This is a genomic window from Allobosea sp. NPDC003192, from assembly GCF_050275675.1.
Taxonomy (GTDB): Bacteria; Pseudomonadota; Alphaproteobacteria; order Rhizobiales; family Beijerinckiaceae; genus Allobosea.
The window spans coordinates 37354-61857 of the sequence record NZ_JBNNPK010000021.1 but is presented as its reverse complement, the minus strand read 5'-3'; the positions used below and the strand labels follow the sequence as shown (position 1 = coordinate 61857).

General features: G+C 67.1%; 28 protein-coding genes. 11 read left to right on the top strand and 17 right to left on the bottom strand.

Annotated features, from left to right (window positions below; translation table 11 throughout):
* The first annotated feature begins 24 nt into the window (after window positions 1–24).
* Window positions 25–507, top strand: a complete 483-nt coding sequence (locus ACQKLX_RS24090; protein WP_137884354.1) for an Lrp/AsnC family transcriptional regulator — start codon at window positions 25–27, stop codon at window positions 505–507.
* Here the strand turns inward: ACQKLX_RS24090 and ACQKLX_RS24085 are convergent.
* The gene (locus tag ACQKLX_RS24085; protein ID WP_427364090.1) at window positions 504–1505 is read right to left on the bottom strand and encodes a GlxA family transcriptional regulator; all 1002 of its coding nucleotides are present in this window, start codon (window positions 1503–1505) and stop codon (window positions 504–506) included. The genes ACQKLX_RS24090 and ACQKLX_RS24085 overlap by 4 nt on opposite strands.
* Window positions 1506–1567: 62 nt before the next feature.
* On the opposite strand from ACQKLX_RS24085, the gene ACQKLX_RS24080 reads away from it, so the two are divergent.
* Window positions 1568–1879, top strand: coding sequence for a DUF1272 domain-containing protein (locus ACQKLX_RS24080; protein ID WP_427364089.1), 312 nt, complete (start codon window positions 1568–1570; stop codon window positions 1877–1879).
* 12 nt (window positions 1880–1891) lie between these two features.
* On the opposite strand, the gene ACQKLX_RS24075 is transcribed toward ACQKLX_RS24080, so the two are convergent.
* Window positions 1892–3055 carry a patatin-like phospholipase family protein gene (locus tag ACQKLX_RS24075; RefSeq protein WP_427364088.1) on the bottom strand — a complete coding sequence of 388 codons (1164 nt, stop codon included), beginning with the start codon at window positions 3053–3055 and terminating at the stop codon, window positions 1892–1894.
* A gap of 218 nt (window positions 3056–3273) precedes the next feature.
* Here ACQKLX_RS24075 and ACQKLX_RS24070 point away from each other — a divergent pair, with 218 nt between their 5' ends.
* From ACQKLX_RS24070 to ACQKLX_RS24050, 5 genes are all read left to right on the top strand, one after another.
* A complete protein-coding gene (locus ACQKLX_RS24070) occupies window positions 3274–4056 on the top strand; it encodes a 3-hydroxybutyrate dehydrogenase (protein WP_427364087.1) in 783 nt (260 codons plus the stop codon).
* A gap of 10 nt (window positions 4057–4066) precedes the next feature.
* Complete coding sequence (locus ACQKLX_RS24065; RefSeq protein WP_427364086.1) at window positions 4067–4813, top strand: acetoacetate decarboxylase; 747 nt, start codon at window positions 4067–4069, stop codon at window positions 4811–4813.
* A 71-nt stretch (window positions 4814–4884) separates the two neighbouring features.
* The gene (locus tag ACQKLX_RS24060) at window positions 4885–5481 is read left to right on the top strand and encodes a hypothetical protein (RefSeq protein WP_427364085.1); all 597 of its coding nucleotides are present in this window, start codon (window positions 4885–4887) and stop codon (window positions 5479–5481) included.
* Window positions 5478–6041 carry a hypothetical protein gene (locus ACQKLX_RS24055; RefSeq protein WP_427364084.1) on the top strand — a complete coding sequence of 188 codons (564 nt, stop codon included), beginning with the start codon at window positions 5478–5480 and terminating at the stop codon, window positions 6039–6041. Before ACQKLX_RS24060 ends, ACQKLX_RS24055 begins: the two co-directional genes overlap by 4 nt.
* Window positions 6034–6597, top strand: a complete 564-nt coding sequence (locus ACQKLX_RS24050) for a hypothetical protein (protein WP_427364083.1) — start codon at window positions 6034–6036, stop codon at window positions 6595–6597. Before ACQKLX_RS24055 ends, ACQKLX_RS24050 begins: the two co-directional genes overlap by 8 nt.
* Here the strand turns inward: ACQKLX_RS24050 and ACQKLX_RS24045 are convergent.
* From ACQKLX_RS24045 to ACQKLX_RS23975, 15 genes are all read right to left on the bottom strand, one after another.
* Window positions 6545–7846 (bottom strand): hypothetical protein, encoded by a 1302-nt coding sequence (locus tag ACQKLX_RS24045; RefSeq protein ID WP_427364082.1) that lies wholly within the window; start codon window positions 7844–7846, stop codon window positions 6545–6547. The two genes, ACQKLX_RS24050 and ACQKLX_RS24045, sit on opposite strands and share 53 nt — an antisense overlap.
* Window positions 7847–7904: 58 nt before the next feature.
* On the bottom strand, window positions 7905–8951 hold the full coding sequence (locus ACQKLX_RS24040) for an amino acid ABC transporter permease (RefSeq protein WP_427364081.1): 1047 nt from the start codon (window positions 8949–8951) through the stop codon (window positions 7905–7907).
* Entirely contained in the window at window positions 8948–10111 is a 1164-nt protein-coding gene (locus ACQKLX_RS24035) for an amino acid ABC transporter permease (RefSeq protein ID WP_427364080.1), read from the bottom strand. Before ACQKLX_RS24035 ends, ACQKLX_RS24040 begins: the two co-directional genes overlap by 4 nt.
* A 164-nt stretch (window positions 10112–10275) precedes the next feature.
* Window positions 10276–11304: an amino acid ABC transporter substrate-binding protein gene (locus tag ACQKLX_RS24030; protein ID WP_427364079.1), complete on the bottom strand. Its 1029-nt coding sequence runs from the start codon at window positions 11302–11304 to the stop codon at window positions 10276–10278.
* A gap of 129 nt (window positions 11305–11433) precedes the next feature.
* Window positions 11434–11763 (bottom strand): hypothetical protein, encoded by a 330-nt coding sequence (locus tag ACQKLX_RS24025; RefSeq protein WP_427364078.1) that lies wholly within the window; start codon window positions 11761–11763, stop codon window positions 11434–11436.
* A 16-nt stretch (window positions 11764–11779) separates the two neighbouring features.
* Window positions 11780–13318: a serine hydrolase gene (locus tag ACQKLX_RS24020; RefSeq protein WP_427364077.1), complete on the bottom strand. Its 1539-nt coding sequence runs from the start codon at window positions 13316–13318 to the stop codon at window positions 11780–11782.
* A 154-nt stretch (window positions 13319–13472) separates the two neighbouring features.
* The gene (locus ACQKLX_RS24015; protein WP_427364076.1) at window positions 13473–14234 is read right to left on the bottom strand and encodes an ABC transporter ATP-binding protein; all 762 of its coding nucleotides are present in this window, start codon (window positions 14232–14234) and stop codon (window positions 13473–13475) included.
* Window positions 14231–15241 (bottom strand): FecCD family ABC transporter permease, encoded by a 1011-nt coding sequence (locus tag ACQKLX_RS24010; RefSeq protein ID WP_427364075.1) that lies wholly within the window; start codon window positions 15239–15241, stop codon window positions 14231–14233. Before ACQKLX_RS24010 ends, ACQKLX_RS24015 begins: the two co-directional genes overlap by 4 nt.
* 51 nt (window positions 15242–15292) lie before the next feature.
* Window positions 15293–16327 carry an iron ABC transporter substrate-binding protein gene (locus tag ACQKLX_RS24005; RefSeq protein WP_427364074.1) on the bottom strand — a complete coding sequence of 345 codons (1035 nt, stop codon included), beginning with the start codon at window positions 16325–16327 and terminating at the stop codon, window positions 15293–15295.
* Window positions 16314–16793 carry a tRNA (N6-threonylcarbamoyladenosine(37)-N6)-methyltransferase TrmO gene (tsaA, locus tag ACQKLX_RS24000; RefSeq protein WP_427364073.1) on the bottom strand — a complete coding sequence of 160 codons (480 nt, stop codon included), beginning with the start codon at window positions 16791–16793 and terminating at the stop codon, window positions 16314–16316. The genes ACQKLX_RS24005 and tsaA overlap by 14 nt, the downstream gene beginning before the upstream one ends.
* Window positions 16794–16808: 15 nt before the next feature.
* Window positions 16809–17567: a molybdate ABC transporter substrate-binding protein gene (locus tag ACQKLX_RS23995; protein ID WP_427364072.1), complete on the bottom strand. Its 759-nt coding sequence runs from the start codon at window positions 17565–17567 to the stop codon at window positions 16809–16811.
* Window positions 17568–17569: 2 nt separating this feature from the next.
* Window positions 17570–18388 carry a molybdate ABC transporter substrate-binding protein gene (locus ACQKLX_RS23990; RefSeq protein ID WP_427364071.1) on the bottom strand — a complete coding sequence of 273 codons (819 nt, stop codon included), beginning with the start codon at window positions 18386–18388 and terminating at the stop codon, window positions 17570–17572.
* 3 nt (window positions 18389–18391) lie between these two features.
* Entirely contained in the window at window positions 18392–19237 is an 846-nt protein-coding gene (locus ACQKLX_RS23985; RefSeq protein ID WP_427364070.1) for an ABC transporter substrate-binding protein, read from the bottom strand.
* A gap of 32 nt (window positions 19238–19269) precedes the next feature.
* The gene (locus ACQKLX_RS23980; protein ID WP_427364069.1) at window positions 19270–19992 is read right to left on the bottom strand and encodes an ATP-binding cassette domain-containing protein; all 723 of its coding nucleotides are present in this window, start codon (window positions 19990–19992) and stop codon (window positions 19270–19272) included.
* A 6-nt stretch (window positions 19993–19998) separates the two neighbouring features.
* Window positions 19999–20700 carry an ABC transporter permease gene (locus tag ACQKLX_RS23975; protein ID WP_427364068.1) on the bottom strand — a complete coding sequence of 234 codons (702 nt, stop codon included), beginning with the start codon at window positions 20698–20700 and terminating at the stop codon, window positions 19999–20001.
* 105 nt (window positions 20701–20805) lie between these two features.
* On the opposite strand from ACQKLX_RS23975, the gene ACQKLX_RS23970 reads away from it, so the two are divergent.
* From ACQKLX_RS23970 to ACQKLX_RS23955, 4 genes are all read left to right on the top strand, one after another.
* Window positions 20806–21696 (top strand): substrate-binding domain-containing protein, encoded by an 891-nt coding sequence (locus ACQKLX_RS23970; RefSeq protein WP_427364067.1) that lies wholly within the window; start codon window positions 20806–20808, stop codon window positions 21694–21696.
* Between the two features lie 112 nt (window positions 21697–21808).
* Window positions 21809–22966 (top strand): M20 aminoacylase family protein, encoded by a 1158-nt coding sequence (locus ACQKLX_RS23965; RefSeq protein WP_427364066.1) that lies wholly within the window; start codon window positions 21809–21811, stop codon window positions 22964–22966.
* Window positions 22966–23466 carry a GNAT family N-acetyltransferase gene (locus ACQKLX_RS23960; protein ID WP_427364065.1) on the top strand — a complete coding sequence of 167 codons (501 nt, stop codon included), beginning with the start codon at window positions 22966–22968 and terminating at the stop codon, window positions 23464–23466. Before ACQKLX_RS23965 ends, ACQKLX_RS23960 begins: the two co-directional genes overlap by 1 nt.
* Before the next feature lie 179 nt (window positions 23467–23645).
* The gene (locus tag ACQKLX_RS23955; RefSeq protein WP_427364064.1) at window positions 23646–24494 is read left to right on the top strand and encodes a hypothetical protein; all 849 of its coding nucleotides are present in this window, start codon (window positions 23646–23648) and stop codon (window positions 24492–24494) included.
* The last annotated feature ends 10 nt before the right edge of the window (window positions 24495–24504 follow it).

Genomic DNA, 24504 nt, shown 5'->3' with positions numbered 1-24504 from the left:
GCTCCTCCGGTGAGGCGAGGGAAAATGCCAGAGTTCAAGCTCGACGAGATCGACCGCCGCATCGTCCAGGCCCTGCAGGCGGACGGGCGCATCAGCGTGCAGGAGCTGGCCGGCAAGGTCGGGCTCTCGCCCAGCCCCTGCGCGCGCCGGGTGCGCCTGCTGGAGGAGGCCGGGATCATCGAAGGCTATGTCGCCATCGTGAACCAGGAGAAGCTCGGACTGCCCGTCTCGGTGTTCGCCTCGATCAAGCTGGAGCGCCAGCGCGAGGAGGAGCTCGACCGCTTCGCCGCAGCGGTGTCGCGCTGGCCCGAGGTCGCCGACTGCTATCTGATGACCGGGCAGCGCGACTATCTCCTGCGCATCATCGTCAGCGACCTCGCCGCCTATGAGCGCTTCCTCAAGGACAAGCTGACGCGTCTCGACAATGTCGCGTCGATCGAATCGAGTTTCGCGCTCGGTCGCGTGAAGCGCTCCTACTCGGTGCCGGTTGAACTCGGCCGAAGCTAACCGGCTCGATCATTCCCGAAGCGCGCCCGGTACTCGCCTGGCGCGACGCCATAGCGGCGCAGGAAGGCACGGCGCAGGCGTTCGTCATCACCGAAGCCGGCGCGGACCGCGATCTGCTGGATGCCGATATCGGTTTCTTCGAGCAGGTCGCGGGCGAGATCGAGCCTGACCGCCTCGACTGCCTTGGCAGGGCTGACGCCGGTCTCCTGCGCATAGACCCTGGCGAAATGGCGTGGGCTCATCGCCATGACGCGGGCGAGTTCGGGCACCGAGAGATCGCCGGCGGCGTGCTCGCGCATATGAGCATGCAAAGCTTCGAAGCGGCCGGCGGCGTCGCGCGACTGGCGCTGCAGCTCGCCGCTGAACTGCGCCTGGCCGCCGGGGCGCTTGAGGTAGAGGACGAGGTCGCGCGCCAGATCGAGGGCAGCCTTGCGCCCGAGATCCTCCTCGACCATGGCGAGGGCCATGTCGATGCCGGTGGAGACGCCGGCCGAGGTCCAGATCCGGCCATTGCTGACGAAGATCGCATCCGGTTTGACGGTGGTTGCCGGGTGGGCCGCGCCGAGGCGCTCGGTGTATTCCCAATGCGTCGTCGCCTCGCAGCCGTCGAGCAGGCCGGCGGCAGCGAGGATGAAGGCGCCGAGGCAGATCGAGCCGAGGCGGCGGACCCTATCGCTCTGCTCGCGCAGGAAAGCGAGCAGCGCGACAGAGCCGGCGGCCTCCAGCGCCGAATGGCCGCCCGAGACCAGCAAGGTATCGATCGGCCGAGTTGCAGCCTCGACGAGGGTGATGCTCGGCAGCGGCACGCCGGCATCGGTTTCGACCGGGCCGCCATGCTCGGAGGTCAGGGTGATCTCGTAGACGGCGCTGCCGTCGGGGCGCTTCGCGTCGTTGAAGACCTGCAACGGGCCGCTGACGTCGAGCAGCTTGGTACGCGGGAAGAGCAGGATGGTGACGCGGATCGGCGTCGTGGCAGCCATGGCAGGAAACGAGGTCATCTTGTCATTTATGACACCGCCAGCTCATGGCATCCAGTCCCCACAACGGGAGAAAAGACGCCATGCTGGAGCTGCGGCCGAACTGCGAACTCTGCGATCGCGACCTGCCGCCGGACACGCTGGCGGCGCGCATCTGCAGCTATGAATGCACCTATTGCGCGGAATGCGCCGAGAAGACGCTCGAAAACGTCTGTCCGAGCTGCGGCGGCGGCTTCGTGCAGCGGCCGATCCGGCCGGTCGGCGACTGGGGCGGGCTCGGCCTCGGCCTGGCGAACCGCCCCGCCGGCACGAAGCGCCATCATTCGCAATGGACGGAGGCGCAGCGGCGCGAGCGCACCGAATTGCTTCGCAATGTGCCGCCGCAGGAACGCTGACGGCGCTGAGGCTCAGCGCCGCTCGAAATCGCGATGGACGTCGTGGGTCCAGATGCCGGCGCCGTCCGGCGGGATCACCAGCCAGTCCTTGCGGGTCAGCGTCTGCTTGGTGTCCTCATAGCCGGAATGCCAGTGATCCTTCATCGAGGTGCGTGAGAACTCGTGGTCTTTGGCGTGGCTCTCATAGGTCTTCTGCTGGTAGATCAGCTGCAGGATGGTGTGCTCGGGGATCAAGGCGAGCTCGTCGCGGAGCTTGCGATCCTCCTCGTTCAGCGCGTCCTCGGGGATGTGGCTGAGGGCCTCGTGGGTCTTCTTCTTCCAGCCCTGCAGGGTCTGGAACAGGTCGGTGACCATGCGGGTGCGCGAGGAATACATGATGTCCTTGTGCCGGCCCATCACGTCCTGCATCGTCCGCGGCATCGGCCCGCGCGACGAGAACAGGTCGACCTGGAAGATCAGCGAGTTCAGCGTGTCGTCCTGGGCGAGCAGATGCGACAGCGGTGTGTTCGAGACGATGCCGCCATCCCAGTAGTGCTCGGTGCCGATCTGCACGGTCGGGAAGGCCGGCGGCAGCGCGCCCGAGGCCATGACGTGCTCGGGTGTGATCTCTTCCAACGTGTTGTCGAAATAGACGAAATTGCCCGAAAGCGCGTTGACGGCGCCGACCGAGAAGTGGGTGCGCTTGCTATTGATCAGGTCGAAATCGACCAGCTCGAGCAAGGTCTGGCGTAGCGGCGAGGTGTCGTAGAAGCTGGTCGCGTCGCTGGCACCGGCCGGCGCCAGCCAGGCATTGGTCCGCCGTGGCTCGAAGAAGCCGGGCTGGCCGAGCACCGTGGTCAGGAAGGACGAGGTCGCATTGCGTGCCTGGCGGAAGATGTCGCCCTCGGGCGTGAACCACCAGACCTTGCGGTCGGTGATGCGGTCCCAGAACGCTTCGAGCCGCTCGATCCGGCGCTCGCGCGGATTGCCGGCGATGATCGCCGAGTTGATCGCGCCGATCGAGACGCCCGAGACCCAGTCTGGCGCGATGTCGGCCTCGTGCAGCGCCTGATAGACCCCGGCCTGATAAGCGCCGAGCGCGCCGCCGCCCTGAAGCACGAGCGCGACGCGGTCGCAGCGCTCGGGACGCCAGCCGAGATAGCGGTCAGTGGAGGACGGCGCAACAGGGGCGTTCATGGCGCGGATTCCGTTCGCTCGGTCATCAGGGAGAGCTGGATTTGCCCATGTCTGAGGGGCAGGCGGTGACAGGCATGTGACGCGGGCAGGATCGAATATCGGTGTCACCGACCCGTCAGACAAGCTTCATCGCCCCGTCAGCTTGCTCTTCCACCTCAGCGGCACGGACCTTGCGACGCAAGCAGAGCGTCGCGTTCTCGCGAGCTGGGAGATCACGCATGCTCAAGGGCAAGACCGCCGTTGTCACCGGCTCGACCTCCGGTATCGGGCTCGCGATCGCCCGCGCCTATGCGGCCGAGGGCGCCAACATCGTCATCAATGGCTTCGGCTCGCCAGAGGCGATCGAACAGGAGCGCGCCGGCATCGAGGCCGATTTCGGGGTGAAGGCGCGCTATTCGCCGGCCGACATGGCCCATGGCGGCGCGATCGCTGCGATGATCACCGAGGCGGAAGCCGAATTCGGCGGCGTCGACATCCTCGTCAACAATGCCGGCATCCAGTTCGTCTCGCCGGTCGAGGAGTTCCCGGTCGAGAAATGGGATGGGATCATCGCGATCAATCTCTCGGCTGCCTTCCATGCGATCCGTGCCGCGTTGCCGGGCATGAAGCAGCGCAAATGGGGCCGGATCATCAACACGGCTTCTGCCCATGCGCTGGTCGCCTCGCCGTTCAAGAGCGCCTATGTCGCGGCCAAGCACGGCATCGCCGGCCTGACCAAGACGGTCGCGCTGGAGGCGGCGACCTTCGGCGTCACCGCCAACGCGATCTGCCCCGGCTATGTCTGGACGCCTTTGGTCGAGAAGCAGATCCCCGAGACCATGGCGGCGCGCAATCTCACCAAGGAGCAGGTCATCAACGATGTCCTGCTGCACGCCCAGCCGACCAAGCAGTTCGTCACCAGCGAGGAGGTGGCGGCGCTCGCTGTCTTCCTGGCTTCCGATGCGGCAAAGTCGATCACCGGCGTCATCCTGCCGGTCGATGGCGGCTGGACCGCGCAGTGAGGGCACGACCATGAACCGCAAAGACATTCTCGACCTGCCCTCGATGCCGCTCGCCGGACCGAGCTATCCGGCCGGGCCGTACCGCTTCATCAACCGCGAATACATGGTGATCAGCTACGAGACCGATCCGGAGCTGATCCGCCATCATCTGCCCGAGCCGCTGATGCCGATCGCCCAGCCGATCGTCAGTTACGAGTGGATCAAGATGCCGGATTCCTCCGGCTTCGGCACCTATACCGAGACCGGTATCGTCATCCCCTGCCTGTTCGGCGAGGAGGAGGTCAGCTTCGTCTCGCAGATGTATCTCGACCTCGAGCCGCCGATCTCGGCCGGCCGCGAGATCTGGGGCTTCCCGAAGAAATACGCCCACCCCAAGCTCGAAGTGGTCAAGGACACGCTGACCGGCACGCTCGAATATGCCGGCCAGCAGGTTGCCATGGGCACAATGGGCTACAAGCATGAGAGCCTGGCCGGCAACGGGGTGAAGACCACGGCGATGCTGACCAAGACGCAGGTCAACCTGAAGATCATCCCCGGCGTCGACGGCGAGCCGGAGATCTGCCAGCTCGTCGCGCTCAACCTCACCGACATCACGGTGAAGGGCTCCTGGATCGGCCCCGGCCGGCTGCACCTGATCCCGCATGTCAACGCGCCGGTCGCCGATCTGCCGGTGCGCAAAGTGCTCGGAGCGCATCATTTCATCGCCGACCTGACCCTGCCCTTCGGCCGCAAGATCCATGACTACATGAAAGGCTGATACCGCGGGTTGCACTCGCGGCCGCGCCGACTATCTTGCGGCGCCGGGGGCGCGAGGGAATTTTGGCGCGCATGATTGTCTCCTGGCTGGCGGGCTTGCGCCAGGCCGTCAGCTCGAAGCTCACCATCGGCATCGGCGGATTGCTGGCGCTCGCCATCACCTCCGGCCAGAGCCTGCTCGAGGCGCTGGAGCCGCCGGTGCTGCCGGCGCTCGCCGCCGGCGCGCCGCTCGATGCAGGCCGCTGGCGCATCGCGCTGCATGAGGCCAGGCTGACGCCGCAGTCACGGCCGGACGGACCGCCTGCGCCCGATGGCGCGCAGTTCCTGGCGCTCGATCTCGACATCGCCAATCGCAGCTCGGAAACAGACAATACCTTCGCGCGCATCCTCACCGTTGACCCGCCGGTCGATGGCCTGCAGCCCAATCCGACCTTCTGGCTGATGCGCGACAAGGCGATGTTGAGCGCCTTGCAGCCCGGCCTGCCCGAGCGCGTGCGGGTGATCTGGCGGCTGGCACCCGGTGCAAAGCCACCGGAGCGGTTGCGGCTCGTCGTGGCGGGAGAGACCTTCAAGCCGCGCGACAACCTGCTCGCCGCGCCGGGCTGGTTCAATCGCAAGCTGATCGCGGCTGCGACCCTGCCGGTCACCCGCGGCGAGGTGAAGCCGTGAGCGTTTTCGCAAAGCTCGGCGCGTTGGCGCTTGCTGCGATCCTGCTGGTCGGCATGCAGCGCTACACGCCGGGCTATGCCGAGATCACCGGGCCGATTCCGCTCAAGGGCGATCTCGGCGAGACGCTGGCCGGCCGAACCTTCGCTGTACGGGCCGACAAGGTGCTGCTCGCCGAGAAATTGCGCTTCAAGGCCTATGGCCGCGAGGTCGAGCGCAACAGCGGCGGCGTCTTCGCGCTGGTGATCGCACGGCTCGATGCGCAGCGCGCGTCAGTGAACGTCGGCAGCTCGATCTGGCAGAGTGCGCAGGGAGCTCGTTTCGTCGCGAGCCCGCGCTTTCAGGGGGCGCCGCGTCAGCTCGGTACCGACCGGCTCGAACCCGGTTTGCCGCAGCGCGGTCTCTTCATCTTCGAAGTGCCGCGCGAGGCGGTGGCGGGTGCGACGCTGCTCGTCGCCAGCTCCCGCTGGCCGCGGCTGGATACGCAAGCCCAGATCGCCTTGCCGGCGACGTTCGACACGCCCGCGCCACTGCTCGACCTCGGCGAGCTCGCCTATGAGTGAGGCTGTCATCGCACCCAGCGCGGCGCGGATGCGACGCTTCAGCCTGTGGCTCCTGCCGGCGGCGCTGGCGCTTGGACTCTTCCTGCAGTCCTGCGAGAATGCCTGGGAGTGGTGGCGGTCGCGCGAGCTCTTCGCGCGGCAGGTTTCCGTCGGCACCATAGCGAGCCTCGGTGGCGCCGAGTGGAAGCTGACCGGCCTGCGCCGCATCGGCGAGCGCTCGGATGGCCGGGCCGTCATGCTGCTCGACATGGAGGCGGTGGTGCGCGATCCCGAAGCCTTCGCCGTGCTGCCCTGCCGGCTGGTGCTGGAGGCATCGGACGGGCGGCGCTGGTCGCCGCAATTCCTGACGCCGAGCGAGGTCAACCGCCTGCCCGAGCGCCGCGGCCAGACCATTCCAACCTGCACCCAAGCGCTGGCGAGCAAGCCGCAGGCGGGCGCGACACTCAGGATCAGCGAGGGCTTCGTGCTGCCGGCCGGGATGGACGGTCAGGTCAGGCCGGTGCTCAGCCTGCCGGCCGGACGGCCGAGCTATCTGCGCTTTGAGGTTCCTGGCTAGCGTTGCCGCGGCTCTGCGCGGCGACGGCGGTCTCCATCACCGCCGCGAGCAGGCAGATGCGCAGGCTCTCGACCAGGATGCCGCCGCGGATTTCGCTGGGGCCGCCGAGCACGAAGGCGATGGCGTTGGCGATCACTTGCCAGCTATCGAGGTCGAGCGGGCCGATCAGGCGGGTCAGGCCGATCCAGAGCCAGGCGGCGGCGAAGCCGATCAGACGGTAGCCGACGACGAGCGCGATCAGCACCGACAGACTGGCGCCGAAGGCGAGGCGGACACTGTTCGCGACCGGCAGATAGCGCGAGCGATAGCCGCCGATGAAATGCTCGGCGAAGTCTCGGGCGAACTTCGGAGCCGCCTGCCAGCGCGCCAGCGCGGCGGCGGCGCGCCGGTCGCGGGCGAGGGCGGATGGGTCCTTGGCGTCGTAGCCATAGATCGTCGCAGCCATCAGCAGCCAGACCAGCGGCAACAGCGCGTAGAGGAAGAGGCTCTGCAGGCTGGTGCTCAAGGGCGGCTCGGCAAGGTCGATCGCTTCCGGCATCGCCGCGTGGGCCTTGCCGATCAGCGAGAGCGTCCAGTCATGGATGAGCCTGAGATAGGGGAGGCCGGCGGTCTTGAGCCAGGTCCAGACCGTGTCCTTCCACCGCGACAGGGCGTAGAGGCCGACGAAAATCCAGTTGGCGTCGCAGGCGATCACCAGGAATTGCCAGGAAGGCGACGGCCGGCGGGCCTGGGCGGCCTTGGCGAGCTTTCTGATCAGCCAGGCCAAGCCGATGGCGAGCGCGAGCCAGAGCGTCAGTGGCACCTCGAGCGCCTTGAAGCGCTCTCCGAGGCCGGCCTCGGAGAGCGCCCTGACCGAGTAGTCGCGGACGGTGTCGCCAAGAAACCCCCAGGCGGCGTAGTAGGCGAAGAACGGGACGAGTACGAGCGCGACCAGCCCGGCCAGGGCGCGCGCGCCCGCCGGCTGCGGCACATCGGAGTGCGGGCTCGCGCCGGCGATCTGCAGGGCAGAGACCGCCGGCAGATGGGGCCGCAGGGCGGCGAACATCAGCACGGTGACGACGAGCTTGGCGAGAACCAGCAGCGCGAGCACGGCAAAGCCCGCAAGGCTGTTGAGATAGCCGAGCTTCACGGCCAGCGGCAGCAAAAGCTCGTTGGCGATGGAGCCCAGCGTCGCGAGCAACAGGAGGACGGGCCAGGCCTGGCGCCAGAGCCGGAGGAAGAGGCGGGCGAGGCCGGCGATCTCTTGCATGGCCCGGGTTGTACAGGGTCAGGCCCGGACGGTGAACCCTCCGGGACCGATCAAGGCCCTACCGCCCTCGCTTCGTCTCCAGGCTCTTGCTCCAGCGCGAGAGCGCGAAGCAGATCAGCCAGTAGATTCCGCCAGAGAAGACATAGGCCTCCATGTTCATGCCGACCCAGTTGGGATCGGCGAGCGAGGCTTGGGCGATGCCGAGCAGGTCGAGGATCGAGACGACGAGCACGAGCGTGGTGTTCTTGACCAGCGCGATGAACTCGTTGGTGATCGCCGGCAGCGAGATGCGCAGCGCCTGCGGCAGGATGATGAACCAGGTCGCCTTCCAGTAGCTGAGGCCGAGCGCGGTCGCCGCTTCGCGCTGGCCTTTCGGCAGCGCTTGCAGGCCGCCGCGCACGGCTTCGGCCATGTAGGCGGCGATGCAGAAGCCGAGGCCGATCACGGCGCGGGCCAGCCGATCGACGCCGATGCCGGCCGGCATGATCAGCGGCAGCAGCAGCGAGGCCAAGAAGATCACGGCGATAATCGGCACGCCGCGCCAGAACTCGATGAACAGCACCGATATCAGCTTGACCACCTTGAGCTCGGATTGGCGGCCGAGCGCGAGCAGGATGCCGAGCGGGATCGCGATCAGGCTGGCATAGATCGAGATGAAGACGGTCAGCATCAGCCCGCCCCATTCGCGCGTCTCGATCGCACGCAGGCCGAAGCCGCCGCCGAGCAGCCAGACGCCGAGCGGCGGCAGGATGACCAGTGCGGCGAGGCCGAGATGGAGCTTCAGCCGCTTCGGGGCAAAGACGATCGCCGCGCCGGAGAGCGCGAAGAGGATGCCGGCGAGGTTCGGCCGCCAGCGTTCCTCCAGAGGATAGAACCCGTACATGAACTGGCCGAAGCGGGCCTTGACGAAGACCCAGCAGGCGCCGGTGCCGGTGCAGTCATTGCGGGTCTGGCCGCTCCAGGTCGCATCGATCAGGGCCCAGCGGATGATCGGAACGGCGATCCAGGCGATCAGCGCTGCGAGCAGCAGCGTCACCACGGTGACGGTCGGGGTGCCGAACAGGCGCTCGCGCCAACTGGTCGGGAGGGAGGCGGCGGCGCTCATCGGGTCACCAGCGCGATGCGGGCATTGTACCAGTTCATGAAGGCCGAGACGGCAAGGCCGATGACGAGATAGACTGCGAGCGTCATGGCGATGATCTCGATCGCCTGGCCGGTGTTGTTGAGCGCCGAGCCCATGAACAGGCTGACCACGTCGGGATAGGCGATGGCGGCGCCGAAGGACGAGTTCTTCAGCACGTTGAGGTACTGGTTGGTCATCGGCGGCGTCATCACCCGCAGCGCCTGCGGGATGGTGACGAGGCGAAGCGTCTGGCCGCCTTTCAGACCAAGAGCGCTGGACGCCTCGATCTGGCCATGCGGCACCGACTGGATGCCGCCGCGCACGATCTCGGCGATGAAGCCGGCGGTGTAGGTGACCAAGGCCGCCAGCAGCGCGACGAATTCCGGGATGACGACGAAGCCGCCGCGATAGTTGAAGCCGCGCAGGACGGGAATGTCCCAGCGCGTCGCCAGTGTCGCCCAGGCCAGAGCCAGCACAGGCACGAGCAGCAGCAGCACGAGACCGACGCGCAGCACGGGGGCGTCACGGCCGGTCTGTTCCTTGCGCCTCTTGGCCCAGCGCAGGAAGAGCCAGTGCAGCAGGCAGGAGATCGCGATTGCGATGAACGCATATTTGAAGTTCGCGCCGGCGTCGGGCAGCGGGATGGTCAGGCCGCGATTGTTGAGGAAGGCGACGCCGAAGACCGAAAGGCTCTCGCGCGGCGCCGGCAGGGCGGCGATGACGCCGAAATACCAGAACAGCACGAAGAACAGCAGCGGGATGTTGCGGACGAACTCGACATAGGCGCCGGCGATGGCCTGGACCAGCCAGATCGAGGAGAGCCGGGCGATGCCGATCAGGAAGCCGAGGGCCGTCGACAGCACCAGCGCGATCACCGTCACCAGCATCGTGTTGGCGACGCCGGCCCAGAACAGCGAGAGGATGTTGTCGGATTGGGTGTAGTTGGTCAGGACGAAGGGCACCTCGATGCCCGAGGTGCGCCAGAGGAAGTCGAAGCCCGAGGCGATGCCGGCCTGGACCATGTTCTGCGAGGCGTTGCGGATGAAATAGACCAGCAGCGCCACGAGGCCGATCAGCAGCGCCGCCTGGTAGAAGACGTCGCGGACGCGCTTGTCGTTGATGAAGGCGAGGGCTTTGGCCACGATCGCAGCGCCCTTCTGGCTCGATGAAGAGAGATCGGTCGTCCCGGGCGACCGAAGGGAGACCCGGGACCCATGCCGGAACAGTTCAGGCATGGGTCCCGGATCGGTGCCGCTGACGCGGCTTGTCCGGGACGACCCGCGTCAGGCGAGAACGATCGCCGCTCTCACTGGAACGGCGGGGTGAAGAGCAGGCCGCCCTTGGTCCAGAGCTGGTTCTGGCCGCGCTCGAGCTTCAGCGGCGAGCCCATGCCGACGGTGCGCTCATAGCTCTCGCCATAGTTCCCGACCTGCTTGATCGCCTTGTACATCCAGTCGTCGGGCAGGCCCATCATCGCGCCGAAGCCGCCCTCGGCGCCGAGCAGGCGACGGACCTCGGTGTTCTTCGAGCTCGCCTTCATCTCGTCGACGTTCTTGGAGGTGACGCCGAGCATCTCGGCGGCGATGGTGCCGTTCAATACCCAGCGCACGATCAGCTGCCAGCGCTCGTCGCCATAGCGGGTCACCGGGCCCTGCGGATCGTTGGAGATCGGCTTGGTCAGGATGACGTGGTCGTCCGGAACCTTGAGCTTGGCGCGCTGGCCGGCGAGGGCGCCGACGCCGGCGGTGTAGGCGTCGCAGCGGCCGCTGTCATAGGCGGTGATGGCGTCGTCGTTCTTCTGGAAATTGGTGATGGTGACCTTGAGGTTGCGCTCGCGGAACCAGTCGGCGGCGTTCTTCTCCTCGGTCGAGCCGGCGGCGACGCAGACCGAGGCGCCATCGAGATCCTCGGCCGACTTCACGTTGGCCTTCTTGCGGACGATGAAGGTCTGGCCCTCGTAGAAGTTGATGCCCTGGAAATTGAGGCCGAGCGTGGCGTTGCGCGAGAAGGTGATGGTCGAGTTGCGCGAGAGCACGTCGACCTGGCCCGATTGCAGGATCGGCCAGCGCTGCTGCACCGAAGTCGGGGTGTACTTCACCTTGGTGGCGTCGCCGAGCACGGCGGCGGCGAGGGCGCGGCAATAGTCGACGTCGAGGCCGGTCCATTCGCCCTTGTCGTTGGCGAAGGAGAAGCCCGGCAGGCCGAGGTGCACGCCGCATTCGAGGTGGCCGCGGGCCTTGATGGCATCGAGCGTCGGGCTGGGCGCGAGCTGCTGCGCGGAAGCAGCGAGGGTGCCGGCGGCGAGCAGCGCCGCGGCGAAAGTGATCGTCTTCATGTCCATTCCCCATCCTGCGGCGTCATGACGCCACGTCTGGGCGACTATGCAACAGCCTGAGGGGGAAAGGTAAGGGGGGTGGGGCGGTTTCCTGCCAATCCCTGACGTGGCGGCCGTGGCGCCAGCGATCTACCAGCCCCGCTGGGCCTTGATCGCCTGCTTCTGCATGCTCTTCTGCTGGCGCCAGTAATCCCTTTGCGCGTCGAGCTGCATGCGCTGCCAGTCTCGGATGCGGTCCTTGCGCGAGGTCGCGTCGCGATAGTCGTTCCAGTCGTAATGGTCGTCGTGGACGTCGTCGTCGCCGAGGGCGTCGAAGAATTTGCGCAGGGCCGAGCGGGCGGGCTCGACCGGCAGCGAGGCGACAGTCCCGGGCAGAGGCGCGAAAACTGGCGCGGCAGAGGCGTTGGAGCTGATAGCGAGAGCGGCGGCAAACGACAGGAGAACGGGTCGGATCGTCATGATGATGCTCCCCTCTTCACTGCGCCGAACGCGCGAAGGAATGCGGCAGCTCGGGGCTGAGCCAGCGCATCTGGGTGATCTTGCCAGCGGCGTCGGTCTCGAAGCGCAGCTGGACGAAGGGTTCGCCGCCGGACATCGCGGCGGGCGCGACGAAAGCGCCGATCGGCGCCAGCCGTGCCTGGAACAGGAAGGGATCGTCCTTGTTCGGCTCAAGCAGGAGCTGCGCCTCGGTCTTCTCCAGCGTCAGGCCGAGCTTGCCGTCTGCCAGCGCCACGGTGGCGTCACCCAGGATCGGCGAGGCATAGCTGCCGGCAAAGCCCGCGGCGAGCGGCGACAGCGGGCCGGGTACGAAGCCGGCGGCCTCGGCCTGTGCCGCCTCGCGGCGCTTCTTCGTGGCGGCGGCGGCGAGCGCGATATTGTCGACGGCGGGATTGCCGAGCACGCGATCGTAGAACCACATCGCCAGCGAATCCGGCATGCCGCCGTTCTCGATATTGGTCAGGATGACGATGCCGGTCTTGCCATCAGGCAGGAAGCCGGCATGGGCGCCGAAGCCGGCGGTGCCGCCATTGTGCCAGATGATCCGGCCGCGCGGCGTCGCGGTGGCGACCCAGCCGACGGCATAGGAGGTGCGCTCGTTCATGGCGACGCGCGGCGTCCAGGTGACGTCGAGATTGTCCTCGGAAACCAGGACCTTGCCCTCGAACTGGCCGCGGCCGAGCTGCAGGCGCAGCCATTTGGCCATGTCCGGGATGTTCGAGTTGAGCGCTCCGGCCGGGCCCATCGCATAGGGGAAGGAGGGGTGGAAGGGCACGGCCACGGGCTTGTCGGCGAGACGGTGGCCCAGCGCATGGTTGGGTGCTGCGGTAATCGCTTCGGCCGTGGCGGTCGTTGCGTTCATGCCGAGCGGGGTCAGCAGGCTCTTCTGCAGCGAGTCGGTCCAGGATGGCGTGCCATTGACCTTGGCGACGATCTCGCCGCCGACAATGTGTGGGATGTTGAGATAGCGGAAATCGGAACGGAACAGGCCGAGCTGCGGCGCGACGCGCAGCGAGCGGATCAGCGTCTGCTTGTCGTAGCCGAGCATGGTGAGCGCGTCGTTGACATAGGCCGTCAGGCCGGAGCGCTGGGCGGCGAGGTCGAGCACGCGGAAATCGCGGGTGACCCAGGGGTCGGCGAGCTGGAACTCGGGGATATGGTCGATGACCGGCTCGTTCCAGCCGAGCCGGCCGGCATCGACCGCCTGCGCCAAAGTGGTGGCGAAGAAGGCCTTGGTGGTCGAGCCGACCTGGAACATCGTTTCCGGCGTCACCTGCTCGGGCTTGCCGAGTTCGCGGACGCCGAAGCCCTTGGTGTAGATCAGCTTGTCGTCATGGATGATGCCGACGGCGACGCCCGGCACCGAGAAGGCCTTCATGCCGTCGGCGACCTGCTTTTCGAACTCCGGCAGCAGCGCTTCGATTGCTGCCTGGCTGGGCTGCTGGGCGCTTGCCCCCGACATGCCGGAGATGGCGGCGAGGCCGAACAGGAGCGCCGCTCCGATGATGCGCTGCATTCACTATCCCCCAAGGCATCGCAAAGGCCGACAGATCGTATCGCCGAAAGCGGGCAGGCCCGCCGGCGACGCGACGATCACATGCCAGGTTCTGACCCTAGGTAAATGGGATCAGGAGATTGTGACGGGATCGGCACCTTCGCCGCGAGCTTGCTCAGCCGGGCAGGAAGGCGAGCTTTCCGTCCCCCCTGACGGTCTCGATCGCGACGCCATAGAGCTCGGCAAGCCGCTCCGGCGTCAGCAGCTCGAGGGCCTCGCCGCTGGCGAGCGCCCGGCCGTCACGCAGCAGCAGCGCCCGGTCGGCATAGCGCAGCGCCTGGTTGGGGTCATGGGTGGTGAAGAGTACGCCGAGGCCTTCGCTGGCGAGGCGGCGGATCTGGCTCATCACCTTGCCCTGGTTGCCGAAGTCGAGGCTCGCGGTCGGCTCGTCCAAGATGACGTAGCGCGGTTCCTGCGCCAGAGCGCGGGCGATCATCACGAGCTGGCGCTCGCCGCCGGAGATCTCGGTGTAGGGACGCTCGGCCAGATGCTCGATGCCGAGCCGTTCCAGCATCGCCTGCACCATGTCGCGATCATGCGCGGAGGGAGCGGCGAACAGGTTCGACCGGGCGGTGCGGCCCATCAGCACGACCTCGCTGACCGAGAAGGCGAAGGTGCCGGCATGGACCTGTGGCACATAAGCGAGAGCACGGGCGCGCTCTCCGATCGAAAGCTGCGCTAGCGGCTTTCCGTCGAGCGTGAGCGCGCCGCCCTTCGCTGGCAGCAGCCCGAGCAGGGTCTTCAGCAGCGTGGTCTTGCCGTGGCCGTTCGGGCCTAGCAGGGCCAGAACCTCGCCGCCGGCGAGGTCGAGCGCGATGTCGCGGCCGATCTCGCGTTCGCGGTAGCCATAGGCGAGGGCGGTGGCTTCGAGGCTCACGACCAACCTCCGCGCGCTGAGGCTAGCAGCCAGATGAAGAAGGGTGTGCCTATCACGGCCGTGAGGATGCCGAGTGGCGTCTCGACCGGGGCGGCAGTGCGCGCCAGCGTGTCGATGGCGAGGAGATAGCCGCCGCCGAGCAGTGCCGCCGTCGGCAGCAGCCGGCCGAAGTCGGGCCCGACGAGGAAACGGGCGAGGTGCGGCACGACGAGGCCGACCCAGCCGATGATGCCGGCCGCCGCAACGCTCGCCGCAGTCACCAGCGTCGCGGCGGCGACGATCGCGAGGCGCAAGGGGCCGGTCGCGAGGCCGAGCGCGCGCGCCTCCTCCTCCGGCAGCGACATCACGTTCATACGCCAGCGCAGCGCCAAGAGGATGACGGCGCCAATCAGCACCGGGCCGAGCAAAGGGATGAGGTCTGGCTTGGCCGTGCCGGCGAGGCTGCCGAGCAGCCAGAAGGTCATGGCCGGGAGCTGGTTGTACGGGTCGGCCCAGTACTTCACCAGGCCGATGCCGGCGCCGAGCAGCGAGCCGACGACGACGCCGGTCAAGACCAGCACGAGCACGGGATCGCCGCGCCGGATTGTCGAGCCGACGGCATAGACCGCGCCGACCGCGACAAGCCCGCCGGCGAAGGCGGCGAGCTGGATGCCGAACAGGCCGAGCGAGAGATAGATGCCGATGACAGCGCCGAGCGCCGCGCCGGAGGAAGCCCCGAGGATGTCGGGCGAGACCAGCGGATTGCGGAACAGGCCCTGGAAGGCGCAGCCGGCGATGGCGAGCGCCGCCCCACACAGGATCGCCGCGAGGATGCGCGGGCCGCGGATGTTCCAGACCACGGTTTCGATCTGGACCGAGACGCTGGAGGGCTCGCCGGTGATTAGCGACCAGATGAGACGGCCGAGGTCGCCGGGCGCGACCGGAAAGCGCCCGAGCGCGAATGCCGCGAGCACGGCAAGCGCCAGCACGAGGAGGGCGATCAGATTGCCGCGCAGGGAGGAGGTCATGGCAATGGCAGCGAAGCAAGTCGGGCGGTCGGCCGCAAGGCGATCATCAATTCACCAGCGCCCCGCCAGCACGCGGTCGAGCTGCGCCTCGCTCGGCGTCACCTGGTAGAAGAGCGTGTGGAAATCGCGAGCGAGCTTGCGGATGTCCTCCGGGAACTGCGTGGGATAGAGCAGCTTGGCCAGCCACCACAGGCCGATCGCCCGGTTGACCGAGGGCGGGAAGTCGACCCAGCCGAAGGGCAATTTCGGCGAGAGATGCACACGGCCATCCCGAACCGCCTTGACCCCGGCCCAGTTCGGATCGCTGCGTACGCTCTCGGCGAAGGCAAGGTCGATGGTGACGATGACGTGGGGGTTCCAGGCCAGCACCTGTTCGAGCGAGACCTGGGCGAGACCGCTGCCCTGCTGTTCGGCGGCGGCGTTGCGGGCTCCGAGGAAACTCAGCGTCTCGACATTGATCGAGCCGCCGAGGCCGGTCTCCAGTCCGCGTGGGCCGCGGGCATAGTAGACACTCGGGCGCTTTTCGGCCGGGATCGCGGCCATGCGGCCTCGAATGGTGGCAAAACTGTCCTCGCACCAGCGCGCCAGCGTCTCGGCGCGCTCCGCCCGGCCGGTGAGCTGGCCGAGGATGCGATAGCTCGCCGGTGTCTGGTCGAAGCGGCCGTCGAGCAGGGCATAGGGGATGCCGGTCTGCTGCTGCACGCGCTCGGCAAGCTCGACATAGGTGCGGCCGGTCGAGCCGGAATCGATGATGAGGTCAGGCTTGGCCTGCAGCACGGCTTCGAGATTGGCGCTGTTGCCGCGCCCGGTGATCCGGCCGACCTCCGGCCGGTCGCCGATCCCTGGCAGCAGGAACTCGCGCTCCTCCGGCCGGTTGGCGCGCGGCCAGCCGAGCAGCAGGTCCGGCGCGAGCGTATAGATCAGGATCGCGGCTGGTGGGCCGGCCGGAAAGATGCGCTCGACCTTGCTGGGAACCGGAATCTCGCGACCGGCGCCATCGCGGATGGTCGCGGCGCGAACAAGGCGTGGGGCGGCAATCGTCGCGCCGAGGCCGGCGAGGATGGCGCGACGGTCAGGATGCGACATGGGAGGTGTCCGTCGCCTGTTGCGAATGACTGCAGCGAAACGGCTTGATGTCGAGCAGCGGCGTGCCGTCGAGGCAGTCGAGCCCACGCACCAGCAAGGTGCTGCCTTCGACGCCTTCGAGCTTCACCCGCGACAGCGCGATCGGGTTCGGCCGGACCGGCGAGCGCAGCGCGAAGGTGCCGAGCGTCCCGCCGCTGCGTGGCGTCTGTGTCAGCAGATCGCGCCGCGCCTCGTGCATCCAGTAGAGCAGGTCGAGCTCGGCGAAGGCTTCGAGGCCCTTGAGCGCCGCCTGCCAATGCGGATCGATCTCGACGCGGCAGATCGGTCCGTCCTGCCGGCCCTGACGCGGGCAGTCGTCGCGCGTCGCGAAGGGCGTGCGGATACGGCCGATGAAGACGAGCCGGGCGTCCGTCCGTTCGGGCAGGGGCGCTTCGGTCTCGCCTGGCCGGGTCGCTTGCCAATCCATGATGTCGCCCCTCTGCTATCCCTCGCGCGGCAGACCCGGCACGGCGAAACCATGTCGCGCCAGAATCGCCTGCCCCTGCGGCGACAGGATGAACATGGCGAAGCGATAGCCGTTCGACGAGGCCGTGTTCAGCACCGTCAGGCCGTAATCGGCACCAACGGCAAGTTGATCCGGCAGGCGCAGCATCGCGATCCCTGGCTGTTCCTTCGCAAGCGGCTGGGCGTTCGTGCAATAGGCCAGGAAGATGTCGGCCTCGCCGCTCGCCAGCTTGTGACCGTAGACGTTGAGGCCTTCCGGCGCCGGCAGGCAGTCCGGCCCGCCGGTGAGCTTCAGCGCCTTGGCTTCGAGCGCCGCCCTGGCGCCGTGCCTCACTGCCTCTGCCTTGGCGAAGACGGCGAAGGCGTAGTCGCCGGAGGGATCGGCCTTCGGTGTCGAGGTACCGAGCTTGACCTTGGGGTCGAGCATCAGTTCGAGCAGGTTGGCGCTTGTCGCTACCAGCCCCGGGCGCAGAAAGGCGCAGAGCTCGTTGCGGGCGAAGAGCACGGCCGGGCCGGCAAGTCCGGCGCGCGCCAGTGCCTGCGGATGTCCCAGATCGGCCGAGGCGAAGACCTCGCCGGCCTCGCCCCTGATGAGCCGGTCCCTGAGCAGGCCGGAGGCGCCGAATTGTGCGGAGACGGGGATACCCGTCTCGCTGTGGAAGGCGTCGGCGATGTCGAGCAGGGCTGCGCGCAGGCTGCCGGCGGCGTGCAGGCTCACCGGGGCCGGAGCAACCAAGATCACTTACCTTCGCGTGGCAGGCCAGGCGCGACGAAACCGTGCCGCGCGAGGATGCGCTGTCCCTCCGGCGAGAGGATGAACATCGCCAGCCGATGGGCATTCGGCGAGGCGCCGTTCATCACTGTCAGCCCGTAATCGGCGCCGACCAGCAGCTTCTCCGGCAGCCTGACCATGCGGATTCCCGGCTGCTCGCGGGCGATCGGGTCGGCATTGGTGCAATAGCCCAGGAAGAGGTCGGCGGCGCCGGTCGCCAGCAGATGACCGGTGCCGTTGCGGTCCGGCGGGGTCGGGGCGCTGTTCGGGCCGCCGACGAGCTGCAGCGCCTTGGCCTCCAGCGCCGCCTTGGCGCCGGGCTTCAGCGCCTCGGCCTTGGCGAAGACCTGCCAAGCGTAGTCGCCGGACGGGTCGGCCTTCGGCGTCGAGGTGCCGAGCCTGAGCTTGGGATCGAGCATCTGCGTGAGCAGCGTGTTGCTGGTCACGTCGAGCCCGGGACGCGCGAAGGCGCAGGTCTCGTTGCGGACAAAGAGCACGACCGGGCCGGCCTTGCCGTCCTTCGCCAGCGCGAGCGGATGGTCCATATTGGCCGAGGCGAAGACCTCGGCCGGTTCGCCCTTGGTCAGGGCCTCGCGCAGCAGGCCGGAGGGGCGGAAGCTGGTCGTGACCGGAATGCGCGCCGAGGTTTCGAAGGCCTTGGCGACCTCGGTCAGCGCGTTCTTCAGGCTGCCGGCGGCGTGGAGCAGCACCGGCTTTTCGCCCTGCTGCGCCGGCGCGAGCGCCGGCCACAGGCTGACGAGGGCGACAAGAGCGAGCTTGCGCATATCTCAGGCTCCTGCCTGCCCGGCGTTGGGGAAGAAGAGCTGCTGGCCGTCGATCTTGTAGTCGGCGATCGCCTTCTGGCCTTCCGGGCTGGTCAGCCAGTCGGCGAAGAGCTTGCTGTCGGCAACCTTCACATGCGGGTGCTTGGCCGGGTTCACCGACATCACGCCGTACTGGTTGAACAGGCGCTTGTCGCCCTCGACGGAGATGACGAGATCGCCGCGGTTCTTGAACGAGATCCAGGTGGCGCGGTCGGAGAGGACATAGGCGCCCATCGCGCCGGAGGTGTTGAGCGCCGCGCCCATGCCCTGGCCGATCTCGCGGTACCAGGGACCTTTCTGCGCGGCGATGTCGATGCCCGCGACCTTCCAGAGATTGAGCTCGGCGGCATGGGTGCCGGATTTGTCGCCACGCGAGACGAAGGGCGCGGCCTTCTCCTGGATCTTCTTCAGTGCCGCGACGATATCCTTGGTGCCGGCGACGCCGGCCGGATCGCTCTTCGGACCGATCAGGACGAAATCGTTGTACATCACCGGGCGGCGCTCGGTCGAAAAGCCCTCCTCGACGAATTTCAGCTCCTGCGCTTTGGCATGGACGAAGACGACGTCGGCATCGCCGCGCCGGCCTGTGTCGAGCGCCTGACCGGTGCCCTGCGAGATGACGCGGACCTCGATGCCGGTCTTGGCCTTGAACAGTGGCAGGATGTGATTGAACAGGCCGGAATCCTGGGTCGAGGTCGTCGAGGCCACGGTGATGAAGCGCTCGCCGGCGGGAGCCTGAGCGAGAGCGATGCCGGCCAGGCCGAGGAGCAGGCCGGCGGCAAGGAGGGAGCGGCGGGTCAAGGCGGTCATCGGGCGTTTCTCCTGTCGTTCGTCTTTGTCGGTCACCAGAGCAGTTCGCCGGCGAGGAAGGCGCGCGCCTCGGCCGACTGCGGCCCAGCGAAGAAATCCTGGGCGGGCGTGTCCTCGACCAGACGGCCGCGATGCAGGAAGAGCACGCGGTCGGCGAGGCGGCGGGCCTGGCCGAGATCATGGGTCGACATCATCACGGTGATGCCCTCGGCGACGAGGTCGGAGAGCAGTTCCTCGATCTGGCGGGTCGCGGCGGGGTCGAGCTGCGAGGTCGGCTCATCCAGGAAGAGCAGTTCCGGCCGCAGCGCCCAGGCGCGGGCGATGGCGAGGCGCTGCTGCTCGCCGCCGGAGAGCAGACGGGCGGGCTGGGCGGCGCGTTCCGCCAGGCCGAAGCGTTGCAGCGCCTGTGCTGCACGCGCCTTGCGCTCGGGGCCGGTCGCGCCGGCGGCGGCGAGGGCGTGGGTGATGTTGGCCTCGACCGAGCGGCGCAGCATGATCGGCTTCTGGAAGACCATGGCATGCCGTTTGGCGCGGCCCTCGGCTCCGGCGGCCCAGCGCACGGCGCCGCGGCTCGGCGTCAGCAGGCCGTGGCAGAGGCGAAGGGTCAGCGACTTGCCGGCGCCGTTCGGCCCGAGCAGCACGGTAAGCCCGCCGGCTGGGATGGTGAAGCTGTTGGGCTCGACCAGGAGCTTGCCGTCGCCGGAGAAGGCGGCGGCCTCGACGGTGAGCGGCAGGATCGAGGTAACGCTCAGCATGATGGCTCAACCGGCATAGCGCGCGCCGATCCGGCTGGCGCCGAAGGCGATGGCGTTGATGGCTAGCGTCAGCGAGAGCAGCACGAGGCCGAGGCCGAGCGCCAGCGGCAGGTCGCCCTTCGAGGTCTCCAGCGTGATCGCCGTGGTCATGGTGCGGGTGTAGTCGGCGATGTTGCCGCCGACGATGAGGACGGCGCCGACCTCGGCGCTGGCCCGGCCGAAGCCGGCGAGCAAGGCCGTCGCCAGCGCGAAGCGTCCGTCGAAGAGCAGGGTCGGAATGGCGCGTAGCCCTTCGAGCCCGACCGAGCGGAGATGGTCGCGGTATTCGCTCCAGAGATCCTCGATCACCTGCCGCGTCAGCGCGATCACGATCGGCAGCACGAGGATCACCTGCGCGATGATCATCGCGGTCGGCGTGAACAGCAGGCTGAGCGGTCCGAGCGGGCCGGAGCGTGAGAGCAGCAGGAAGACGGCGAGCCCGGCGACGACCGGCGGCAGCCCCATCAGCGCGTTCAGGCAGACGATGATGGCCGAGCGCCCGGGAAAGCGCGCCAGCGCCAGCGCCGCTCCGAGCGGCAGGCCGATCAGCGCCGCGATCAGCACGGCGGTCAGGGTGACGCGCAGCGACAGGAAGACGATGCCGAGAAAGCCGGGATCCAGCCCGACCACCAAGGCAAAAGCCGCCTGAAAGATGGCGCCGACGTCCAAAGCCTGCTCCCACGCGCCTGCCTTGAGATTGCAAGCATTTGCAATTGGTAGAGTTCAATGCGACCAAATGCCAATGCCGTAACAAATGCAGGCAGGCGCAAAGATATGCATGATCAGGTCTGGCTAACGACTGAAGAAGCGGCCAGCTATCTGCGTCTCAAGGACCGCAAGCTCTACGAGCTGGTCGGGCACGGTGCGGTGCCTTGCACCAAGGTTTCCGGCAAGTGGCTGTTCCCACGCGCTGGGCTCGATCGTTGGCTCGAGGCCGGTCTGTCGCGGCCGGCGGGGTTCGACGCGGTTCCGCCGCCGCCGATCGTCGGCGGCAGCCAGGATTCGCTGCTGGAGCTCGCCATCCGCGAATCCGGCTGCGGGCTGGCGCTGCTGGCCGAGGGCTCGCAGGCTGGGCTCGACCGGCTCGTCCGCAACGAGGTCGCCATCGCGGCATTGCATCTGCATGCGACGCCGGATGACGACGCCGCCAACCTCGCCGCAATCCACGCCGAGCCGTCTTTGCACGATGCGGCGGTGATCAACTTCGCCCGGCGTGAGCAGGGGCTCCTGGTCGCGCCCGACGATCCGCTCGGGATCGATGGGCTCGCCACTGCGATCGCCAAGGGCGCACGCTTCGCCCAGCGCCAGCGCGGGGCCGGGGCGCAATTGCTGCTGCTGAGCCTGCTGGAGCGGACCGGCGTTCCGTCCGGCCGGATGATCACCGCCGACGGCGTCTGCGCCACCGGCCAGGATCTGGCGCTGGCGATCCGTTCCGGACGCGCCGATTGCGGTGTCGCCGCGCGCGCCATTGCCACAGCTTTCAGCCTGCGGTTCCTGCCACTGGTCTGGGAGCATGTCGATCTGGTGATGCGCCGGCGGAGTTATTTCGAGCCGGCGACGCAGAAGCTGCTCGCCTGGATGCGGCGCCCCGACATGGCGGCGCGGGCGAACGAATTCGGGGGCTACGATCTCTCGATCAGCGGGAGTGTGCGGCTGAATCGCTGATGTCCGGGCCGTGCCGCGAAACAAGCTTGCAAACGGGCCGGGCAATTGCAGCGCCTCTTGCGCTGGCCTCGGCATAGTGTTCCGGCCGGATGCAGCAGGCGGGGACGGCCTCATGACGATCGATCTCGACAGGCTCGTGCAGGAGATGACCGGCTGGCGGCGCGACCTGCATGCCCATCCGGAGTTCGGCTTCGAGGAAACGCGAACGAGCGCCTTCGTCGCGAACAAGCTGCGCGAATTCGGGCTCGACGATGTCACTGAGCGCGTCGGCGGAACCGGCGTCGTCGGCACGCTGACGCGCGGCAGTGGCAACCGGGCAATCGCGCTGCGGGCTGACATGGATGCGCTGCGCATTCCAGAGCAGGGCGAGCTGCCCTATCGCTCGATCAATCCCGGCGTCATGCATGCCTGCGGCCATGACGGGCACACAGCCATGCTGCTCGGGGCCGCCAAACTGCTGGCGGAGGAGGGCGGTTTCGACGGCACGGTGCGCTTCGTCTTCCAGCCGGCCGAGGAATGGGGGCGCGGCGCGCTCGCCATGCTCGACGACGGCTTGCTCGAGCGCTTCCCGTTCGAGGAGATCTACGGGCTGCACAATGCGCCGGGGGTGCCGGTCGGCACGTTCCAGACCCGGACCGGCGCGATCATGTCGGCCGAGGACAATTTCGAGATCGTCCTCACCGGCATCGGCGGTCACGCCGCGCGCCCGCATGTCGGCAACGAGACCCTCGTCGCCGCCTGCGCCCTCGTCACCAGCCTGCAGACCATCGTCTCACGGCGCCTCAGCCCGGCTCAGATTGCGGTGGTCTCGGTGACGGAGCTGATCACCGACGGGACGCGCAACGCCCTGCCCGGGCAGGCGCGCATCCTCGGCGATGCCCGCAGCTTCCATCCCGAAGTGAGCGCCGATATCGAGGCGCAGATGCGTGTGATCGCTGAGGGCATCGCGCGTGCCTACAATGTCGAGCAGTCGGTCATCTACACCCGCGAATTCGTGCCGCTGCTGAACCTGCCGGCCCAGACCGACGCGGCGTTGGAGGCGGCGCAGGCAGTGCTCGGTGCCGAGAACGTCTCGGTCGTGTTGGAGCCCTTCACCGGCTCGGAGGACTTCGCCCGCTTCCTGGCGCATGTGCCGGGCTGCTTCTCCTTCGTCGGCAATGGCGACAGCGCACCGCTGCACAATCCGCGCTATGACTTCAACGATGCGGGCCTGATCCACGGCGCGCGCTTCCACGCCGAGATCGTCCGGCGGCGGTTGGGGGTGGCGTGATGACGAACCGTGCAGGGGAAGGGCTTGGCGGAATGCGCACACGACCTGCGGTCACTGGCGATGCGGAGGCGATGAGCGCGGTTCTGCGCGCCATCATCGCCGCGTACGGGCGCGAGCGTCCGAGCGATGCCGACTTCGTTCTCGCGACCTATATCGCCCATCCTGACCGCGTCGCCTGCACGGTCGCGCTCGACGATGCCGGGACGCTCCTCGGCTTTCAGTCGCTGCGCCGGGCGCGTCCCGCTGACCCCCATGGGACACCGGATGGTTGGGGGAGCATCGGGACGCATGTCTCGCCGCAGGCTGGCCGTAGCGGGGTCGGCACGGCGCTGTTCGCGGTCACGCGGCAAGCTGCTTCGGAGGTGGGCATTGACCGGATCGACGCTGCGATCCGCGACGACAACCCGATGGGCCTTGCCTATTACGAGGCGCGGGGCTTTCGGACCCACAGGACCGAAAACGGGGTGATTCACAAGGTCTACACGGTGTCAGAGGGTTGACGAGCGGCCCTGGTATCGTCGCCACGCGCAGACCGGGTGCACATTTGCGCTCTTTTATACACGCTCTCGTGGCGGAATCCGCGAGGTTTTTAGCATAGACATTTACTGAACGTCTTTGCATCGTAGTGACGTAGCACACTCAGTTAATTCAGGCAGTTTCCAAAGACGGCGCCAAGGCAATGACCAAAGCACATAATCCGTGGGATATTCCGGAATGGCATTTCGTAAAGCGAGAGGCCGCTTTGATTCGTCATCTAATTGGCTCTGGAATTACTGCTTTAGGGCGAGCCAATTATGCCGATAGAACCGGCGAGTACTATACAGCCTTCTTTGCTTTATCGATCGGTCTTGAAAGGCTTTGCAAGTTGATTCTAGTAGCTGACGCCGCCCTGGCAAAAGGGGGGCAAATGCCGAATGCATCTTTTGTTCGAGCATATGGTCATAAACTTAAAGGGCTAATAGAAGCTGCTGATTCCGTGAGTCAGAAGCGTAATTTGAAGCTGAGATACCCGCGATGCACTCATGGTATCAGTCTCAAAATCATTGAGTGTTTGGATGATTTTGCTGATGCTGGGCGCGGCCGTTACGCGAATTTTGCTGCACTAGGCGACCCGAATCTCGGTAGCGAGGAGCCTGTGCGCAAATGGTGGAAGGAAGTCGCGGAAGCGATATTGAACGCGCATTACTATGGCACCAAGGAACAGGAGCGTGTCGAATCGAACGCTAGGTTGGTTGATGCGATAATGGGGCCTTTCACATTGGTTTCTCACACAAGTGAGGTTGGCGCGCATCTCGATCAGGTTCTCTCCGCATCGGTTCTCACGGGCCAAACATCCACTGTGCAGCGGTACGGGCGATTCTATGCGCTTCAAATGGTGCGGTGGCTTTCAGAGATATTCTCTGAAGTATGCCAGTTGGCTTCTTACGGTCATAGTGTTGATGCCTTCTATGGAGCTTGGGAGTACGTTAGTACCTACCTTGTCGAGGATCATTTTCTGAGAACTCGAAAGAACTGGCCGTTAGGTTAGGTTTTTTGAG

Coding starts and splice junctions, on each gene's coding strand:
- ACQKLX_RS24060 (WP_427364085.1), top strand. CDS start 4,885: ATGATTGTCTCCTGGCTGGCGGGCTTGCGCCAGGCCGTCAGCTCGAAG.
- ACQKLX_RS24010 (WP_427364075.1), bottom strand. CDS start 15,241: ATGACCTCCTCCCTGCGCGGCAATCTGATCGCCCTCCTCGTGCTGGCG.
- ACQKLX_RS23985 (WP_427364070.1), bottom strand. CDS start 19,237: ATGACCGCCTTGACCCGCCGCTCCCTCCTTGCCGCCGGCCTGCTCCTC.
- ACQKLX_RS24025 (WP_427364078.1), bottom strand. CDS start 11,763: ATGACGATCCGACCCGTTCTCCTGTCGTTTGCCGCCGCTCTCGCTATC.
- ACQKLX_RS24040 (WP_427364081.1), bottom strand. CDS start 8,951: ATGAGCGCCGCCGCCTCCCTCCCGACCAGTTGGCGCGAGCGCCTGTTC.
- ACQKLX_RS24005 (WP_427364074.1), bottom strand. CDS start 16,327: ATGTCGCATCCTGACCGTCGCGCCATCCTCGCCGGCCTCGGCGCGACG.
- ACQKLX_RS24030 (WP_427364079.1), bottom strand. CDS start 11,304: ATGAAGACGATCACTTTCGCCGCGGCGCTGCTCGCCGCCGGCACCCTC.
- ACQKLX_RS24070 (WP_427364087.1), top strand. CDS start 3,274: ATGCTCAAGGGCAAGACCGCCGTTGTCACCGGCTCGACCTCCGGTATC.
- ACQKLX_RS24020 (WP_427364077.1), bottom strand. CDS start 13,318: ATGCAGCGCATCATCGGAGCGGCGCTCCTGTTCGGCCTCGCCGCCATC.
- ACQKLX_RS23990 (WP_427364071.1), bottom strand. CDS start 18,388: ATGCGCAAGCTCGCTCTTGTCGCCCTCGTCAGCCTGTGGCCGGCGCTC.
- ACQKLX_RS24050 (WP_427364083.1), top strand. CDS start 6,034: ATGAGTGAGGCTGTCATCGCACCCAGCGCGGCGCGGATGCGACGCTTC.
- ACQKLX_RS23980 (WP_427364069.1), bottom strand. CDS start 19,992: ATGCTGAGCGTTACCTCGATCCTGCCGCTCACCGTCGAGGCCGCCGCC.
- ACQKLX_RS24085 (WP_427364090.1), bottom strand. CDS start 1,505: ATGACCTCGTTTCCTGCCATGGCTGCCACGACGCCGATCCGCGTCACC.
- ACQKLX_RS23960 (WP_427364065.1), top strand. CDS start 22,966: ATGACGAACCGTGCAGGGGAAGGGCTTGGCGGAATGCGCACACGACCT.
- ACQKLX_RS23955 (WP_427364064.1), top strand. CDS start 23,646: ATGACCAAAGCACATAATCCGTGGGATATTCCGGAATGGCATTTCGTA.
- ACQKLX_RS23965 (WP_427364066.1), top strand. CDS start 21,809: ATGACGATCGATCTCGACAGGCTCGTGCAGGAGATGACCGGCTGGCGG.
- tsaA (WP_427364073.1), bottom strand. CDS start 16,793: ATGGATTGGCAAGCGACCCGGCCAGGCGAGACCGAAGCGCCCCTGCCC.
- ACQKLX_RS24065 (WP_427364086.1), top strand. CDS start 4,067: ATGAACCGCAAAGACATTCTCGACCTGCCCTCGATGCCGCTCGCCGGA.
- ACQKLX_RS23970 (WP_427364067.1), top strand. CDS start 20,806: ATGCATGATCAGGTCTGGCTAACGACTGAAGAAGCGGCCAGCTATCTG.
- ACQKLX_RS24090 (WP_137884354.1), top strand. CDS start 25: ATGCCAGAGTTCAAGCTCGACGAGATCGACCGCCGCATCGTCCAGGCC.
- ACQKLX_RS24075 (WP_427364088.1), bottom strand. CDS start 3,055: ATGAACGCCCCTGTTGCGCCGTCCTCCACTGACCGCTATCTCGGCTGG.
- ACQKLX_RS24080 (WP_427364089.1), top strand. CDS start 1,568: ATGCTGGAGCTGCGGCCGAACTGCGAACTCTGCGATCGCGACCTGCCG.
- ACQKLX_RS24045 (WP_427364082.1), bottom strand. CDS start 7,846: ATGCAAGAGATCGCCGGCCTCGCCCGCCTCTTCCTCCGGCTCTGGCGC.